Annotated in this window: 17 protein-coding genes and 5 pseudogenes; 7 read left to right on the top strand and 15 right to left on the bottom strand. The window is 56.4% G+C overall.

Translation table 11 applies throughout. From position 1 onward, the window contains the following. From C8024_RS17415 to C8024_RS17375, 9 genes and pseudogenes are all read right to left on the bottom strand, one after another. On the bottom strand, nt 1-923 hold a 923-nt coding region (locus C8024_RS17415), incomplete at its 3' end, for a PhoH family protein (RefSeq protein ID WP_173207471.1). Next, nucleotides 916-2,202: a tRNA (N6-isopentenyl adenosine(37)-C2)-methylthiotransferase MiaB gene (miaB, locus tag C8024_RS17410; RefSeq protein ID WP_173207468.1), complete on the bottom strand. Its 1,287-nt coding sequence runs from the start codon at nt 2,200-2,202 to the stop codon at nt 916-918. The genes C8024_RS17415 and miaB, both read right to left, overlap by 8 nt. A gap of 59 nt (nt 2,203-2,261) precedes the next feature. Beyond that, nucleotides 2,262-2,981: a 1-acyl-sn-glycerol-3-phosphate acyltransferase gene (locus tag C8024_RS17405; RefSeq protein ID WP_254306052.1), complete on the bottom strand. Its 720-nt coding sequence runs from the start codon at nt 2,979-2,981 to the stop codon at nt 2,262-2,264. Between the two features lie 106 nt (nt 2,982-3,087). Further along, nucleotides 3,088-3,509 (bottom strand): annotated as a pseudogene (locus C8024_RS17400) (Fur family transcriptional regulator). A gap of 113 nt (nt 3,510-3,622) precedes the next feature. Next, nucleotides 3,623-4,039: a MucR family transcriptional regulator gene (locus C8024_RS17395; protein ID WP_100094675.1), complete on the bottom strand. Its 417-nt coding sequence runs from the start codon at nt 4,037-4,039 to the stop codon at nt 3,623-3,625. A gap of 107 nt (nt 4,040-4,146) precedes the next feature. Further along, a complete protein-coding gene (gene rimI / locus C8024_RS17390; protein ID WP_173207462.1) occupies nt 4,147-4,650 on the bottom strand; it encodes a ribosomal protein S18-alanine N-acetyltransferase in 504 nt (167 codons plus the stop codon). An 83-nt stretch (nt 4,651-4,733) separates the two neighbouring features. Next, entirely contained in the window at nt 4,734-5,279 is a 546-nt protein-coding gene (tsaB, locus tag C8024_RS17385; protein ID WP_173207458.1) for a tRNA (adenosine(37)-N6)-threonylcarbamoyltransferase complex dimerization subunit type 1 TsaB, read from the bottom strand. 7 nt (nt 5,280-5,286) lie between these two features. Continuing rightward, complete coding sequence (locus C8024_RS17380) at nt 5,287-5,880, bottom strand: malonic semialdehyde reductase (protein ID WP_173207455.1); 594 nt, start codon at nt 5,878-5,880, stop codon at nt 5,287-5,289. A 40-nt stretch (nt 5,881-5,920) separates the two neighbouring features. Next, a pseudogene (locus C8024_RS17375) lies at nt 5,921-6,492 on the bottom strand (NifU family protein). A 114-nt stretch (nt 6,493-6,606) separates the two neighbouring features. Here C8024_RS17375 and C8024_RS23790 point away from each other — a divergent pair. The 3 genes from C8024_RS23790 to C8024_RS23780 are packed head-to-tail and all read left to right on the top strand — an operon-like array spanning nt 6,607 to nt 9,523. Continuing rightward, nucleotides 6,607-7,119: an insulinase family protein gene (locus C8024_RS23790; RefSeq protein ID WP_367947418.1), complete on the top strand. Its 513-nt coding sequence runs from the start codon at nt 6,607-6,609 to the stop codon at nt 7,117-7,119. Then, nucleotides 7,098-8,252 (top strand): M16 family metallopeptidase, encoded by a 1,155-nt coding sequence (locus C8024_RS23785; RefSeq protein WP_367947417.1) that lies wholly within the window; start codon nt 7,098-7,100, stop codon nt 8,250-8,252. The genes C8024_RS23790 and C8024_RS23785 overlap by 22 nt, the downstream gene beginning before the upstream one ends. After that, entirely contained in the window at nt 8,225-9,523 is a 1,299-nt protein-coding gene (locus C8024_RS23780; protein ID WP_367947416.1) for a M16 family metallopeptidase, read from the top strand. Before C8024_RS23785 ends, C8024_RS23780 begins: the two co-directional genes overlap by 28 nt. Nucleotides 9,524-9,540: 17 nt before the next feature. Here the strand turns inward: C8024_RS23780 and C8024_RS17365 are convergent, their stop codons facing one another. From C8024_RS17365 to C8024_RS17350, 4 genes and pseudogenes are all read right to left on the bottom strand, one after another. Then, nucleotides 9,541-10,173 carry a peroxiredoxin family protein gene (locus tag C8024_RS17365; RefSeq protein ID WP_100094681.1) on the bottom strand — a complete coding sequence of 211 codons (633 nt, stop codon included), beginning with the start codon at nt 10,171-10,173 and terminating at the stop codon, nt 9,541-9,543. Between the two features lie 134 nt (nt 10,174-10,307). Further along, a pseudogene (gene hslU, locus C8024_RS17360) lies at nt 10,308-11,608 on the bottom strand (ATP-dependent protease ATPase subunit HslU). 43 nt (nt 11,609-11,651) lie between these two features. Next, entirely contained in the window at nt 11,652-12,218 is a 567-nt protein-coding gene (gene hslV, locus C8024_RS17355) for an ATP-dependent protease subunit HslV (protein WP_302051652.1), read from the bottom strand. 163 nt (nt 12,219-12,381) lie between these two features. After that, nucleotides 12,382-12,621: a hypothetical protein gene (locus C8024_RS17350; protein ID WP_100094684.1), complete on the bottom strand. Its 240-nt coding sequence runs from the start codon at nt 12,619-12,621 to the stop codon at nt 12,382-12,384. Nucleotides 12,622-12,809: 188 nt separating this feature from the next. Here C8024_RS17350 and C8024_RS17345 point away from each other — a divergent pair, with 188 nt between their 5' ends. After that, nucleotides 12,810-13,145, top strand: a complete 336-nt coding sequence (locus C8024_RS17345) for a hypothetical protein (RefSeq protein WP_254306051.1) — start codon at nt 12,810-12,812, stop codon at nt 13,143-13,145. A gap of 18 nt (nt 13,146-13,163) precedes the next feature. On the opposite strand, the pseudogene C8024_RS17340 reads toward C8024_RS17345, so the two are convergent. Then, a pseudogene (locus C8024_RS17340) lies at nt 13,164-14,449 on the bottom strand (MFS transporter). 163 nt (nt 14,450-14,612) lie between these two features. Between C8024_RS17340 and pgsA the strand changes: the two are divergent. The 3 genes and pseudogenes from pgsA to C8024_RS22180 all read left to right on the top strand — a co-directional run. Further along, on the top strand, nt 14,613-15,185 hold the full coding sequence (pgsA, locus tag C8024_RS17335; protein WP_100095668.1) for a CDP-diacylglycerol--glycerol-3-phosphate 3-phosphatidyltransferase: 573 nt from the start codon (nt 14,613-14,615) through the stop codon (nt 15,183-15,185). Beyond that, nucleotides 15,185-15,448: a molybdopterin converting factor subunit 1 gene (moaD, locus tag C8024_RS17330; protein WP_100094686.1), complete on the top strand. Its 264-nt coding sequence runs from the start codon at nt 15,185-15,187 to the stop codon at nt 15,446-15,448. Before pgsA ends, moaD begins: the two co-directional genes overlap by 1 nt. Next, nucleotides 15,445-15,774, top strand: a pseudogene (locus C8024_RS22180) (molybdenum cofactor biosynthesis protein MoaE); the annotation flags it as partial. The gene moaD and the pseudogene C8024_RS22180, both read left to right, overlap by 4 nt. Nucleotides 15,775-15,894: 120 nt before the next feature. Here the strand turns inward: C8024_RS22180 and C8024_RS17325 are convergent. Further along, the gene (locus tag C8024_RS17325) at nt 15,895-16,818 is read right to left on the bottom strand and encodes a hydrogen peroxide-inducible genes activator (protein ID WP_173207452.1); all 924 of its coding nucleotides are present in this window, start codon (nt 16,816-16,818) and stop codon (nt 15,895-15,897) included. Nucleotides 16,819-17,027: the final 209 nt, after the last annotated feature.

Here is a 17,027-nt window from a genome sequence, read left to right as displayed (position 1 = left end):
TTGGACACCGCGTCAGCCAGTCCAGAAGTGGCTTCGCGCGGCAAGTCAACCTGTTTGGGGTCGCCGCAAATTACCATCCGGCTGTTCATGCCAAAACGGGTGAGGAACATTTTCATCTGTGCGGCCGTTGTGTTCTGGGCCTCGTCGAGAATGACAAAGGCATCGGACAGCGTCCGGCCACGCATGAAGGCAATCGGAGCAATCTCGATTTCGCCGCTTTCAATCCGCCGTTCGACCTGCTCAGCGGGTAGCGTGTCGTAAAGCGCGTCGTAAAGAGGGCGCAGGAACGGATCGACTTTCTCTTTGAGATCGCCCGGAAGAAAGCCGATTTTCTCGCCCGCTTCGACCGCTGGGCGGGACAGGATGAGCCGGTCCACCGAACCGCTGACAAGCTGCGACACCGCTTGCGCTACAGCGAGATAGGTTTTGCCGGTCCCTGCCGGTCCCAGAGCGAAAATCATGTCGTCGCGAGCCAGGGCTTCCATATAATGGGCTTGCCGGACGGAGCGCGGAAAAATCGTCTTCTTGCGCGTGCGGATCATGACCTTCGGGGCGTCGGCGACATCCACTTTCTTTGCCGTTACTCCGGTTGAGGACTGTTTTGCGGCTTTTGCAACGCGCGGATCGGCGGCCATGGCAATAATGGCCTCGACCGCTCCGGCATCGATCTCTTGGCCTTGTTCAAGACGGTTATAAATACCGGTCAGAACCGCGCGCGCCTGGGACACGGCTTCTTCCTCACCCTCGATCTTCAATTTCGTGCCGCGAGCGGCGATATAGACGCCGAGCCGGTTCTCGATGGCCACGATATTCCGGTCATATTCACCGAACAGATCACCCAATATCTGGGGATCGTCAAATTCCAGATCCACCGTGGTGAGATTGCCGGTGTTGCCGGCCTCGTTTTCTGGGCCATCAGGCAGCAAGTCTTTCTTTTATTTGGCCGGTCAGGCTGTTGGGGCCGGCACGGGTGATTTCGACGTCGACCAGGTCGCCGATTTCAAGATCCGGCGAAATGATATGGACCGATTGCAGCCAAGGAGTCTTCCCAATCAACTGGCCATCCAGCTTGCCCTGGCGCTCAAGCAGGATATCGGTTGTCTTGCCGACGGTCTGCTGGTTGAACGCATATTGCTGTTCGTTGAGCAGGGCCTGCAGTCTCTGCAGCCGCTCGTCCATCACTTCCGGAGCAATCTGCTCGTCCATTCCCGCCGCGGGTGTGCCCGGACGGGGGGAATATTTGAACGAGAAGGCCTGAGAATAATTGGCTTCGCGCACAATCTGCAAGGTCTCTTCGAAGTCCTGATCGGTTTCTCCGGGGAAACCGACGATGAAGTCGCCGGACAGCGCAATATCCGGCCGCACCTTGCGCATCTGTTCGAGAATATCGAGATAGCTTTGCGCGCTGTGCGAACGGTTCATCGCCTTGAGGATCCTGTCGCTCCCCGATTGCACGGGCAGATGCAGGAAGGGCATGAGCGAGCCAACCTCGCCGTGGGCCGTGACCAGGCCATCGGTCATGTCATTCGGATGGCTGGTCATATAGCGAATCCGCTTCAGACCCTCGATCCTGTCCAGCGCGCGGATCAGGCCGTCGAGCCCCTGGTGCCGGCCCTTGTCATCCTCGCCGGTCCATGCATTCACATTCTGGCCGAGCAATGTGATTTCACAGGCGCCGCCATCGACCAGAGCCTTCGCTTCGTTGACCAGATCTGCCCACGGGCGCGAAATTTCAGCGCCGCGTGTATAGGGCACCACGCAGTAAGTACAGAATTTGTCGCAACCTTCCTGAACCGTCAGAAAGGCGGTCGGCCGGGCCTGTTTGCCGCGGGAGGGCAGGATGTCGAATTTCGATATCGCTGGCATGTCCGTGTCGAGCGCCTTCTTGCCCGATTTCGCAACCTCCATCAGTTCCGGCAGCCGGTGATAAGCCTGTGGTCCGATGACAATGTCGACGCTGGGCGCGCGGCGGGAGATTTCCTTGCCCTCCGCCTGCGCGACGCAACCGGCAACCGCGATCATCGGGCTGCTGCCGTCTTTGCGGCGCAGGCGTCCGATATCCGAATAGACCTTGTCGACCGCCTTCTCGCGGATGTGGCAAGTATTCAGCACAACAAGGTCGGCGTCTTCGCCGCTTTCCGCCGCGCTCATACCCTGGTCGACGAGCAGTTCTGACATCCGCTCGCCATCATAGACGTTCATCTGGCAGCCGAAGGATTTTATATGGAATTTTTGGGATCAGCCTGGGTCATAGAGCGCGCCTATACAATGGGTTTGCCCCCCAGGGAAGCCGAAAGCGGCTCGACAATCCGTCGTCTCGCCTCTGCTGCGATATCCTTGCGACAGGAATAATGGTCCGGATCGAATGGCTCGAGAAAATGGACTTCGACCAGAAAACTGCTGCGACGGGTCAGTAGCCGCCAGGCATTCGCCTGAGCGCTCTCTTCGCCGGTCCAGCTGACCTCATGGGCATATTGTCCGTAGTTCAGGAAAATCGGCTGCACCAGAATGCCGGGAGGGGGCGGCTCCAGCACTTTCAGCAGAGGCGCTTTGAAAGGGAGCAGGGTGGAGCCGTCGGTCGTGGTGCCCTCGGGGAAGATCGTTATCGCCCAGGTCTCTTCCAAGGCATCGCGCAACTGGTTTATCTGCTGCGCGATACCCATCCGGTCTGATCGAGAGACGAAGACCGTATCGTTGAGCTTGCAGAGCCAGCCGATTACCGGCCATCGGCTGATTTCTTCCTTGGACACAAAAGCCGTGCCGCTATGGCCGCCCAGTATCGCAATATCCACCCACGACAGATGATTGGATATGAAGAAGACGTCCCGTTTGATCGGCGTGCCGACGATGTTAACGCGCGCGCCGCAGGCGAAGGCGGCAATTTTCAGAAAGGTGCGCGGCCAGGGATTGGACAGGCCGAAAAGTCGCCAGACGTAGTAAAAGGGGATGCAGACAACCAAGGCCATGACCAGGATGGCCATGCGCAAGGCAAATCTCAGATAACCCATTGGTGACGCTCCGCTCCACAACCGATAAGCCATTGGCTGGGTGTCACAAGGCCTTGCCTCCGGGTCGGGGTGCGGCACCTCAGGTTTTTCTGGCGAGTGATACGCCATATAGCTCCATACGGTGGTCAACCAGGCGATAGCCGAGCTTTTCGGCAATCTGCTTCTGTAACGCCTCAAGCTCCGGATCGACAAATTCGATGACTTTTCCGGTTTCGACATCAATCAGATGATCGTGATGGGCTTCCGGGACCGCTTCATAACGCGCCCGGCCGTCGCCGAAATCGTGACGGTCCAGAATGCCGGCTTCTTCAAACAGGCGGACCGTCCGGTAGACGGTCGCTATGGAAATACGGGGATCTACCGCTGAGGCGCGCTCGTGCAGGGTCTCGACGTCGGGATGATCCTCGGCATCGGATATGACACGGGCAATCACCCGACGCTGGTCGGTGATGCGGAGCCCTTTTCAGCACATAGTGCTTCAAGATCAATTTTTTGCGGCATGGAACCTTTCCGTTACGCTGGGGAAGACTCTATGCGGGGCAGGGCATATTGCAAAGGGAAAATTGCGGCAAGCGTGCCGCAATTTTCCAAATTCAGCGCAATAAGAAACCGGTTTATTTCTTTTGACCCTTTTTCTTGCCGAGGCCGATGGCCTTTGCAAGTTGCCGGCGCTTTTCCGCATAATTGGGAGCAACCATCGGATAATCGTTGGGAAGGCCCCATTTCGCGCGATAATCTTCGGGCGTCATCCCGTAATGTGTCATCAGGTGGCGTTTCAGCATTTTCAGCTTCTTGCCATCTTCCAGGCAGATGACATAATCCGGCTTTATTGATGATTTGACCGGAACAGCAGGCTCGGGACGTGCCTGCTCTGCTGCCTGCCCCGAAAGGGAGGCGAGCGCTCCGTGAACACTGCTAATGATGAGCGGCAAATCAGATACCGCGACGCTGTTATTGCTGACATGTGCAGCAACAATGTCTGAAGTGAGCGTAATCAACGTCTCATTCAGAGCAATTTCTTCCTCTGTCATATTCTAATACCTTTGTGCGACCATTATTTTTATATTGCATATTTTGCGCACTGGTATTTACACGAAAGGTCGCTGGCTGCAACAGTCAAACTCGCCGATACATTAGTTTAAATGGTTAACATTGCCTTGTAAGTAACCGCGTCGAATTTTTCCTTATTGGGGCCAGTATAATAGGCCTTGCGCAGTCCAATCCTTTCGAAACCGAATTTGGTATAGAGTTTCTGCGCTGTATTATCCGCTCTCATTTCCAGAAAAACGGCAGAAACCCCATGGCTTTGTGCGGTTTTTAACATTTGGTCGAGCAATTGGTAGCCGACGCCTCGGCTCTGATAGGCCGGCGAAACCGCGATCATCAGAAGTTCTTCTTCATCCGCAGCCTGTCGACTGATTAGAAAACCGCAGATCATGTCTTTGCATTCTGCAATCAATAGTCTCGCATTAGGCATTGAAAGCATTGATCTACACTGATGGTGATTCCATCCTTCGCCGTAAGTCTTTGGAAAGGCATGTTCCATGACGTGCATGACATCACTCAGATCATTCAAATCGCCGGTCCGGATAACGACCGGATCAACACCCTCATCCTCCCATGGGCTTTGGCGAGTTGCCATCGATCAGACCGGTTTTGCTGGCTGGGCGTCAGGTTTGCGCCCGTAATTTGGTTTGGCAGGAAGATTTTTCATGTCTCTGGACACTAAAGAGATTTGGGCGGCATTTGGCAATATCGGAAAATGCTTTTGCCACCGACCAGTGCGGCCAGTTCCACCGCAGCGGATCCGGCTATCACATCAGCATCAACCCGGCTTGCGGCCTGTTCGGGCGTGAGCGAAGCAAATTCGTCTGACGGTTCGCCTGTTCCGGAAAAATTCTGCAGAAAATATTCACCATGGCCGGCCAGCATCGCGACGCAGACCGGCTGTGGCTGGTCCAACTGATCGAGCGCCTGCGCGGCTACCAGCGCAAGGCAATTATATCCGTGGATTTCCGCGCTCCAGGCCAGGGCGAGCGCCTTGGCAGCGGAGATGCCTATCCGGACACCGGTAAAGCTACCCGGGCCGTAATTGACCAGAATCCGGCTGGCGTGGCCGCGTTCGGGTAGTTTTGCGATCATCGGGATCAGCTTTTCCGCATGGCCGCGGCCGATTTCGGCATATTCCGACGCGATCAGCGCTCCATCTTCGAACAGCGCTACGGAACATGCGATGCTGGCCGTGTCGATCGCGAGAAGGCGCTCGCCCATCAACCGGTCAGATCAGGCTGTTGAATTTGTCGAATGTCGGGCGCGGACTGCGGTCAAATATCGTTGCCGGGTCGCCATAGCCCAAAGTCGAAATGAAATTCGATTTGACATGGGGCTGGTCGCCGAAAAACTCCCTGTCGACGGCATCATTGTCAAAGCCGGACATCGGACCGGTGTCGAGGCCGAGCGCGCGCGCGGCCAGAATAAAATAGGCGCCCTGGAGCGAGCTGTTGCGCATCGCGTGGACTTTGCGGGCCTCGGCGTCGCCCTCAAACCAGCTTTTGGCATCGGCATGCGGGAACAATTCCGGGAGATGCTCGTGAAAATTCTGGTCCATGCCTATGATCACGGCGACCGGCGCCTTGCGTATCTTGTCCTGATTGCCCTCGGCAGACAGATCGGCCAGGCGATCGCGGGATTGTTGGCTGTGACACCAGATCAGACGGGCCGGCAACATGTTGGCGCTGGTTGGACCCATTTTCATCAAATTCCAGATCGCGTGCAGTTGCTCTACCGAAACCGGCTTGTCGTGGTAACCATTATAGGTGCGGGCTTCGAGAAACAGCTGATCCAGCGCTGCTTGACCGAGAGGAGAATTCATTGCTCTGCCTTCTTCTGATAATATTTACTTCTGATAATATTTAAGCAGCCCGGACTTCGGTGACTTCCGGAACATAATGTTTCAGCAGCGACTCAATACCATGTTTCAGTGTTGCTGTGGATGACGGGCACCCAGCGCATGCGCCCTGCATTTTCAGAAATACCGTGCCCTTGTTGAAGCCGCGATAGATGATATCGCCGCCGTCATTGGCAACCGCCGGTCGAACCCGCGTTTCGATCAGTTCCTTGATCTGCGCGACAATGTCCGCGTCTTCCGGATCATCGTGCACTTCCTCTTCGGGGGGCACGATGATCTCGCCGGCGCTGCCCGGCTTGAACAATGGCAATCCGGCCGAGAAATGGTCGAGCAAGATGCTCAACACCTGCGGCTTCTGGTCGCTCCAGTCCGCGCCAGGTCCGCAAGTCACCGAAATGAAATCCGAACCGAAGAATACGCCGGTTACGTCGCCCAGCGTGAATAGCGCTTCGGCCAGCGGAGATACCTCGGCATCTTCCGGCGAGGCGAAGTCGCGGGTTCCCTCGGACATCACAGTTTGCCCCAGCAGGAATTTGAGGGTCGACGGGTTTGGTGTTTTTCGGTTTCAATCAACATGACTGTTATCTGGCGATTATATACGGAGCGATCAAGGGCTAAAGACAAGCAGACGCAGGAGGATGACGGGAATATTCACTGGCCAGTCAGATTGAGCCTGCTTATATCCGATGCATGAAACCTAGATCCCCGCGTCTGTCTCCCCGTCTTTCCCTGTTGTTGCTGCTGTTTGCTCTGCTGGCGATCCCCGTAACGGCCCATGCAGAAGAGGCCCAGGCCGAAGAAGAAGTGCCCTGGCTTTACGAAAATAGCGATGTGCCGGTCGACAAAAGCTGGACCTTTGGTGTTCTGGACAATGGGTTGCGCTACGCCGTCAAGCATAATGGCGTCCCGCCGGGGCAGGTCTCGATCCGCTTGCGGCTCGATGTCGGCTCACTGATGGAGACCGAAAAGGAACAGGGGTTTGCCCATTTCATGGAGCACCTGACCTTTCGCGGTTCGACCCATGTGCCGATGGGGAGGCGAAGCGTGTCTGGCAGAGACTGGGCGCAACCTTCGGCAGCGACAGCAATGCCGAGACCACACCGACGCAAACCGTTTACGAGCTGGACCTTCCCAATGCCAGCCGGGCCAGTCTCGATGAGAGCCTCAAAATATTATCGGGCATGGTACAATCTCCGGGCCTGAGCATTACGGCCGTCAACGCCGAGCGCCCCGTGGTACTGGCGGAATTGCGCGAACGCGCTGGTCCCCAGTCGGATGTGCAAAACGCGACCCGCGAACTTTTCTTTGCTGGCCAGCGCCTCGCGGAACGGGCGCCGATCGGCACGCCGGAAACATTGGGCGCGGCCACGCCGCAAATGCTGCAACTTTTCCATCAGCGCTGGTATCGCCCCGAGATGGCCGTGATCGTCATTGCCGGCGACGGAGACCCGGCGCTGTTCGAGGAATTGCTGAACAAGCATTTCTCGCAATGGCAGGGCAAAGGCGAAGCGGGCATCATTCCCGATTTTGGGGAAGTCCGGGACAATGCGGAAATCAGCCGGATCGTCATCGAACCCACATTGCCCCGTTTCATCTCGATGGTCATCGCGCGCCCCTGGGAACAGGTCGAGGATACGATAGAATATAACCAGCAAATATTGATTGATCTCCTTGCATTGCAACTGATCAATCGCCGACTGGAAGCCCGGGCGCGAGCCGGAGGCAGTTATTTGCAGGCAAGTGTCGGCCAGGATGATGTCAGCCGTTCCGTGGACGGAACCTTTATCAACATCATTCCGCTGGGCGACGACTGGGAAGCCGCGCTCGAGGATGTGCGGGCCGTTATCGCCGACGCGACGACCACCGCGCCGTCCGAACAGGATATAGCTCGGGAGATTGCAGAATTTGATGCCGCGCTGGCGATCGGAGTGGAAAGCTATCAGACCGAAGCTGCCCGCAAGCAGGCCGACGACATCGTCAACGCTGTAGATATTCGCGAGACCATAGCCACGCCGCAGGTCGCGCTCGATGTATTTCGCGCGATGCGGGATATGTACACGCCGGAGCGGCTGCTCGGCTCAACGCAGAAACTATTCACCGGCGTTGCTACGCGCGCTTTGCTGACATCTCCAGATGTTGTTGACAATGGCAATGTCAGGCTGGCCCAGGCCCTGCAGCGCACCGTCGACGCGGCGAGCGATGTGCGTGTCACCCAGTCCGATATCGGATTTGAAACCCTGAAAAAGATCGGGAAAAAAGGCGCGGTCCTGTCCACCGAAAAAATGACCGGTTCGATATCGAAAAACTGGTGCTGGCCAATGGCGTCAGGGTGCTGATGTTCCCGAACAACGCCGAGCGTAACAAGATCATGGTCAATGTCCGCTTCGGCAAGGGCTATAGCGGCCTGTCCTCCGAACAGGAAACGCTGGCATGGTCGGGTGCCATGGCGCTGATGGCCAGCGGTGTCGGTGATCTCGGACAGGAAGAACTGGACAAGATCACGACCGGACGGCGGATCGGTCTGGCCTTCGGGATCGACAATGACGCGTTCGAGATTTCGGCCGACACCCGGCCGTCTGATCTTGAAGATCAACTGCATCTGATAGCGGCGAAACTCGCGTTCCCGCGCTGGGACGCAGCGCCTGTCATCCGCAGCAAAGCCGCAGCACTGATCAGCTATGACAGCTTCTCCGCTTCGCCCCAGGCGGTCCTGGGACGCGATCTTGAATGGCTGGTCCGTGGCAAGGATCCGCGCTGGAAGACGCCGGACAAGGAGGATTTCAACCAGCTGACAGCAGAAAATTTCCGGACATTCTGGAAACCGATACTGGCCAGCGGGCCGATCGAAGTGATGCTGTTCGGTGACTTCGATCGCGACGAGGCGGTCGAGTCCATTCTCAAGACATTCGGCGCATTGAAAAAGCGCGAGGCCCAGGCGATTGTGCCCGATGCCCTTGCTCCGCAATTCCCGACGCCGCAAGCCGGGCCGGAAATATTGGTCCACAAGGGGGACAGGGAAAGGGCGGCTGCCATGGTCGCATGGCCGACCGGTGGCGGACTCGACAATGTCCGCGAAAGCCGCAAGCTGGAAGTGCTGGCCTCGATTTTCAATGACCGGCTGTTCGAGATACTGCGCTCTCAGCAGGGCGCCAGCTACAGTCCGCAAGTCATCAACAGCTGGCCGGTCGAGTTCGAATCGGGAGGCTATATTGGCGCGCAAAGTCAGCTGACACCCGATAATATTGATCGCTTCTACAATGTCGTCGACCTGATCGCCGAGGATTTGCGCGAGAAACCAGTCAGCGCGGATGAATTGCAAAGGGTTGTGGAGCCCCTGCGTCAGTTGATCGCCCGAGCCTCCAGTGGCAATAGTTTCTGGATGAGCCAGCTGGAAGGCGCGAGCTATAATCCCCGGAAATTTACGGCGCTGCAAACTTTGTTGCGCGATTATACGGCCATCACCCCGGAAGAGGTGCAGGCCCTGGCTGTCAAATATCTGGATGATGCCAAGAAATGGAAGCTTGCTGTGCTACCCGAATCCGATCGTCTGGCCGCCAATGACAATGAACCGAAGGCCCGCAGAGAAGATAAAGCTGCCAGCAATTAGCCGGCAAAAGCCGATGGTTAGATGGAGTCGACGAGCGCCAGGATCTGTTCGTTGCTCGGCCGCTTTTTATAGTCACCGGATACCGTTTTTGCGATGACCGTGCCGCTTTTGTCGATCAGATAGACCGATGCATATGGCACGCCGGCGGCGCGCCCTTCAGTATATTGCGGATCCCGCAGCCCGAAGCCGTCGATCACCGCCGAAGACTGGTCGGACAGCATTTCATATTGCAGCATCTGGTTCTTCGAAAAACGGTCCTGCTGCGCCGGGCTGTCATAGCTGAGGCCATAAAGCGTATAGCCGCGCTCCTTCAGATCATCGACAATCGCGTTGATCGACTTCAACTGTGTCTGACAATAAGGGCACCATTCGACCGACCGCGTGAACACCACGAGGGCAGGGCCATCCTCCAGAATTGCGCTGAAATTCGTTTCGCGGTCATTGGCCAGTAGGCGGACGTCCAGGGGGACCTGTTCACCCACGGCCAGTCCGGCATCGATGCTTTCTGCCGCGGTAACGGGTTCAATCACGGTTGCCGGTTTGCTTTCCGTCTCGCCGGCAGCTTCGCTAGCTGTATCCGACGCCGGTTCGGTGCAGGCCGACAGGGCCAGCGCTGCAACGGAAGACAATGTCAAAGCGGTTCGTATCATCACATTCTCTTTTCGTTTGTCTCTGCCTTTTTCGCGGAGCCAGGCGATTGCGTTACAGTCCTGCCATCCGGTTTTCAAATGACAGAGCCTTCTGTAACAAGCAGAAAAGCGCCGGCGACTATCCGCTTTTACCATCACAACACATATTTGGACAGGTCGGTATCCTTCGCGACATCGGAAAGCTGTTTCTCGACATAGGCCCTGTCGATGACGATTTCCTCGCCAGCCCGGTCCTCTGCGTTGAAGCTGATTTCCTCTAGCAGTTTTTCCATGACCGTCTGCAGCCGCCGCGCGCCGATATTCTCGACTGTTTCGTTCACGTTCGCGGCAATTTCGGCCAGTTTTCCGATTGCATCGTCAGTGATCTTGATCGTGACATCTTCCGTCCCGAGCAAGGCGACATATTGTTCCGGCAGATTGGCCCGGGTCTCGGTCAATATTCGGACGAAATCAGCCTCGGTCAGCGCTCGCAATTCCACCCGGATGGGCAGGCGGCCCTGCAATTCGGGAAGCATATCGCTGGGTTTCGATATCGAAAAGGCACCGGAGGCGATGAACAGGATATGATCGGTTTTCATCGGACCATATTTGGTCGCAACCGTCGTCCCCTCGATCAATGGAAGCAGGTCGCGTTGGACGCCTTCCCGGCTGACCGATCCGCCGCGCACATCGCTGACCGCGATCTTGTCGATCTCGTCCAAAAAGACAATGCCGTTGGATTCGGCGTCGGTGATTGCGGCGCGCGAGATATCCTCGTCATCGAGACGTTTGTCGGATTCTTCCTCGACCAGTTTGTCCCATGCGTCCGCTACCCGCATCTTGCGGCGTTTCATACGCGTCTGGTTGAATGCCTTTCCCATCATGTCCGAGAGGTTGATCATGCCGACCTGGCCACCCATGCCGGGAATATCCATCGGCATATTGGGCGTGTCTTCGACCTCGATCTCGATCTCGGTGTCGTTCATATGATTGTCGACCACCCGCTGGCGAAAGCTTTCGCGTGTGGCTTCGCTGGCATTCTCGCCACACAATACATCGAGCAGGCGGTTCATGGCGCTTCCGCCGCCGCCTCGTGCACTGCCATTCTCCGGCGCTCGCGTTCCAGCCGCACGGCTTCCTCAGCCAGATCGCGGGCAATCTGCTCGACGTCGCGACCGACATAGCCGACTTCCGTAAACTTGGTGGCTTCAACCTTGATAAAGGGCGCATCGGCCAGTTTTGCCAGACGCCGCGAAATCTCCGTCTTGCCGCAGCCCGTGGGGCCGATCATCAGGATATTCTTGGGCGTAACTTCCTCGCGCAGTTCGGCGGGAAGCCTCTGGCGGCGCCAGCGGTTGCGCAGGGCAACGGCGACAGCGCGCTTGGCATCTTGCTGTCCAATTATATGCTCGTCCAGTGACTTGACGATGGTTTTGGGGGTCAGGTTCGCCTGCATGCTGATTTTCTCTTCATTCTTGATATTACGGGGCTGACTATATTCAGCTTTCGCTGTCGAGCATTTCGATCGTGGTCTGGTCATTGGTATAGACACAGATCTCTGCGGCGATCTCCATCGCCTTTCTGGCGAGCTTTTCTGCGTCTTTTTCGTAATCCATCAGGGCGCGAGCGGCCGAGAGCGCAAAATTTCCGCCCGAACCGATCGCCGCTATGCCTTCATTGGGCTCCAGAACGTCTCCGTTACCGGTCAGGATGAGCGTGATATCCTTGTCGGCCACGATCATCAACGCTTCCAGATTGCGCAGATATTTGTCGGTACGCCAGTCCTTGGCAAGTTCGACAGCCGCGCGCATCAATTGCCCGTTATGCCGTTCCAGTTTGGCTTCGAGCCGCTCGAACAGGGTGAAGGCATCGGCAGTCGCGCCGGCAAAGCCACCGATCACCGAGCCGTCGTGCAATTGCCGCACCTTACGGGCATTGCGCTTCATTACCGTCTGACCCATCGATACCTGACCGTCGCCTACGACGACGACCTTGCCATTTTTCCGTACCGATAGGATTGTTGTGCCGTGCCATTGTTGCAGGCCATGTTGCTGATTTTCTGTCATGAAACCAGATATGGGTAGTCTGTTCCGAATGTGCAACCAAAGGCTTTGCGGCTTGTCCTCACGTCTGAAAACAGAACGCGAGATTGACGCTTCCCATGAGCCGAACAGCCAAAAAAATGGCGACCGAAGGGCCGCCATTTTCAAATTCTGTGTCTGAACTGGTTCAGGGGGAGGTTGGCGTATCTTCGCTGCCGTCGGCTGCGATGATGATGCCAGCAATCACTGCTGCTGCTGCAAGAATTGCAATGATGATACCGGAGCCGCCTTCGAGATCATTTTCGCCTTCAACAGTTGCGCTGGTACGTGCAACAGAAGAAACAGGCTGGGTAGCCTGAGCCAAAACGGGTGCGCTTACAAGCGATGCGGCTGCAGCTGCAGCCATTCCAATTTTACCGAAACGCATAATTTGCTCCTTCAGGGTTTCGCATTTCACTTAATACGCAGCGATCTTTGGCATAACAGCCTACTGAAATCAACCATCTTATTGTTGAAAATCACAATATCGCCAATCAGTTGCAAAGATCACACAGGTCTTAATTTTGCCTGATAAATTGAGCGCTTAACTAAATCCGGCCTGTCCAAGGTTAATTTATGCCGGGCCCGGTTCCTGTAGCCCTAGGGTTCCAAGGCCTGTGCCAATTCAAGACGTTAACCACAGCGGCCGATTTCGGGCTGGAACATATGCCTAACAAGTTGTTAACCAAGGCCATGGATAGAGAGACTTCGAGACCATTGATTCTGCCGGATGACGGCTTACGGCACAGCTTCCGCCGCGGCTTACCGCTAAAAATCGCGGATATCGGGACAGACAAGCAAGATTCGGACAGAGTATCGGTCGCAAAGCAAAAGGGACTCGGGGAAGACGTCAGCCTGTTTCTGCTTAGCTTCCTTGCCTTCTTTACTGCGTTTTACATGTTCATTGTCTGAAACGCTTCTGGCGACCGTCTAGTCGCAGGCGCGGTGAAGCTGCTGGCCAAGCCATGCCGCCACCAGGCACATGGCCGCAACCAGCAACAACTGTTCGGTCGTGGAAACGCCCAGCATGCTGAGTCCCAGTGCGACCAGGGCGCCCATGACCATACAGCCCGAATTGACGACATTGTTCGCGGCAATCGTGCGCGCGGTCTGGCTGATATCGACCGTGGTCGTCAGAAAGGCATATAGGGGCACGACGAACATACCCCCGAATATCGAAACACCGCCGAGCGTGCCCAGTAGCGCCCATGCACCATCATGGACGATGAAGGTTTCGAACGTATAGAGCTGGCCGTCCGGCAAGCCCTGCCAGCTGCGTGCTATAAAATAGAGAATGAGGACGAATACTCCCATCAGGATCACGCTAGCCGGGGCAAAACGCGCCGAAACCTCGCTTTTGAGCAACCGGTTGACCAGAACGGATCCGATCGCGATGCCGATGGAGAATACGCCGAGAAAAAGGCTGGCGACTTGCGGCGTGGCCGTAAGCACATTTTCCACCAGCGGTGGAAACTGGATGATCATCACCGATCCTATGGTCCAGAAAAAGCTGATCGCGATAATGGCAAGATATAGTCGGCGGACGTGCAGGGTCGCGGAAATCAGCCGGATCGAGGAGCGTACAAAATTATAGTCGATCTTCTCGACCTCTTTTGCGCCGGGGCCGGCGGCATGAACTGGGCGGCGATACGGCCGATCAGAGCGACCACGAAAACCGCGGCGACCGCGATCTCTACGCCGTTGCCATCGCGATCGATGATGATCCCGCCCAGAATCGTACCCGCCAAAATCGCGATATAGGTTCCCGCTTCGACCAGTCCGGTTCCGGCAAGCACCTCATCTTTCTCCAGATGTTGCGGGAGAACCGCATATTTTATCGGACCGAAAAAGGTGGATTGCAGGCCCAGAAGAAACAAGGCGGTCAGCATGACCGGAATCGAATGCAGCCACAGCCCGATCCCGCCGACAATAGCGATGAATATCTCCAGCGTTTTGACGAAGCGCGTGATTCGCGCCTTGTCGTAATTGTCTGCCAGCTGGCCGGCGAGCGACGAGAACAGGAAGAACGGCAGGATGAACAGGCCGGAAGCCAGGGCATTGAACGCGAAATCCTCGGATTCGCTCTCGTAAATGCCGTAGGTCACAAGAATGACCATCGAAAATTTGAAGAGATTGTCGTTAAATGCCCCGAGCAACTGGGTCAGGAACAGCGGCAAAAACCTTCGCGTCCGCAGCAAATGCGCAGTATTTTGCATAATATGAAAATCTCTTTTCGAGCGAAGGAAGGGCGTTGCCCCATCCTTAGCCCATTCAGCCTTGGGGTCAAATCCCATCGCGAATAGCCCGGTTGAGGAATTTCCGCTCAGGTAGGCTGAAACAATTTTCATTTCGCGGAAATCTGTCTATGCGAGAGCCACGATGCTGAACTTGCCGAACATATTGACGCTCTCGCGGATATTCGCGGTGCCGATTCTGGTTTTTCTGCTCTGGCCGAACTTCGAGACGGCCCGCTCGCAACCGCTTCCGATTGATTATCTGCTGACCTTCGGTCTCTATTGCCTGATGGCGGTGACCGACTATTTCGACGGCTATCTTGCGCGGTCGCAGGGCACGGTATCCAAACTGGGCATATTTCTAGACCCGATCGCCGACAAGATCATGGTCGCTGCAGTTGTGCTGATGCTGATCTTCACCCGCGATATCAATGGATGGCACACGATCGCGGCGATTGTTATATTGTTACGTGAAATCACCGTTTCCGGGCTCCGGGAGTTTCTCGCCGGACTGCAGATCAGCGTGCCCGTGTCGCAACTCGCCAAGTGGAAGACCGGTTTTCAGATGATTTCGCTCGGCGCGCTCATTCTGGCGGGCGGCCTGCCGCAATTTCCGGTCGTCCAGACCGTCGGTCTGTGGACTTTGTGGGCCGCAGCGATCCTGACCCTGATCACGGGCTGGGATTATCTGCGCGTCGGCCTGAAGCATATGGACTGATGACGCGTTCGCTCGACATAGTCTATTTCGCCTGGGTGCGGGAACGGCTTGGCATGGACCAGGAGCGGGTGCAACTGGACGACGACACCGGGACAATCGGCGATGTCCTGACCATGTTGGTTGATCGAGGCGGTATCTATGCCGAAATTTTCGCCGATACGGGGAAATTGCGTTTCGCCCTCGATCAGGATTATGCTGTCCTGGCAACCCCGGTCGGGTCGGCGCAGGAGCTGGCGATTTTTCCGCCGGTAACGGGCGGATGATCAAATTAATCGTCGGGACGGAGGATTTCGACATCGGAGTCGAAACGGCTAACGTTGCAAGACAGGGCGGCGGCGCGATCGCCAGCTTTGTCGGGCAGGTTCGCGATGACGGCAAGCTGCAATCGCTTGAACTGGAACATTATCCGGCAATGACCGACAAGGCCTTGCGCAGGATCGCGGAAACCGCGCTGGCCGACTGGCCGCTACACGCGGTCACGATCATCCACCGCGTTGGGAAATTGTCGGTTGGGGAGAATATTGTACTGGTGGTGACCGGATCCGATCATCGCGGCGCGGCAATCGAATCTTGTTCCTTCATCATGGACAAGCTCAAGACCGTGGCTCCGTTCTGGAAGAAGGAAACCCGGACAGACGGCGCGACGAAATGGATCGAAGAACGCGCGTCCGATGTCGATGCCTCGCAAAATGGGAAAAATAGAGAAGCGCTACGACTGGTTTTTCGAGACCCAGTGCTGCGCGCCTTTCATGATTTCGGCCAGCAACTGAAACTCGCTGCGCCGGGGACTGTTCTTCCGCCAGACCAGTGCGATATCGCGCGTCGCGCGATCTGAACGCAGAGGTCTTGCCACGATATTCGTGTGGTTCAATATGCCGCTGTCGATCGCCATTTTCGGAAGCAGCGTCAGGCCCAGTCCATTATCGACCATTTGCACCAGCGTGTGCAGCGAGGTTCCCATCATCCGCGCGGAGGCCCTCAATTCCGGCCGGTTGCAGGCGGCGAGGGCATGGTCCTTCAGGCAATGGCCGTCTTCGAGCAGCAACAATTGTGTTTCATCGATGGTCGCCGGATCGACCTGGGGTGGCGGATCCCGCGGATCATCTTTCGGGAATGCCACGAATATCTCGTCGCTGAACAGCACCTCTGCCTCGACATCACCGCAGGGGAAGGGTTGCGCCAGCAGAACGCAGTCGGCATGGCCATGATGCAGGGAATCGCAGGCCGCCTGACTGGTTTCTTCTTTCAGATAGAGTTTTAGTTCCGGACGTTCCTTGCGCAATTGCGGCAAAAGGCGCGGCAGGAGAAAGGGCGCGATGGTCGGAATGACGCTCATCCGGATATCCCCCGCCAGCGGTTTGCCGGCGGACCGCGCCATTTCGGAAAGCTCTTCCGCCTCGCGCAGGATGCGATAGGCCTTCTCGACCATCTGGTTGCCCAATTCGGTGAAACGGACCACCCTGCGGGTGCGTTCGACCAGCACGATATCGAGCAGCGCTTCCAGTTCCTTGATGCCGGCCGAAAGGGTCGACTGGGTGACGAAACAGGATTCCGCCGCCTTGCCGAAATGGCCATGTTCTTTCAGTGCCACGAGATATTGCAGTTGCTTGAGCGTGGGCAGGTAGGTCGACATTATCGAAGCCTTCGATCAGTAGATGAATATTAATCTAATATAGTGATAACGATGCTTTTGAAAAGCACCAATGCCAGGTCGGTTGCAAAAAAGAACTGGAAATCCCTGCCTGTCGTGCCTAGTTTATGGTCTTCGCAACATCCGGAGGAAATATATGTTTCGGGAACTCGGTGCTTATCTCGATTCCATCAAGGCCCGTGATCCGGCCC

The organism is Sphingopyxis sp. BSNA05, from assembly GCF_013265645.1.
Lineage (GTDB): Bacteria > Pseudomonadota > Alphaproteobacteria > Sphingomonadales > Sphingomonadaceae > Parasphingorhabdus.
Note: the sequence above shows the minus strand (reverse complement) of the source record. Positions and strands in the feature narration are given on the sequence as shown.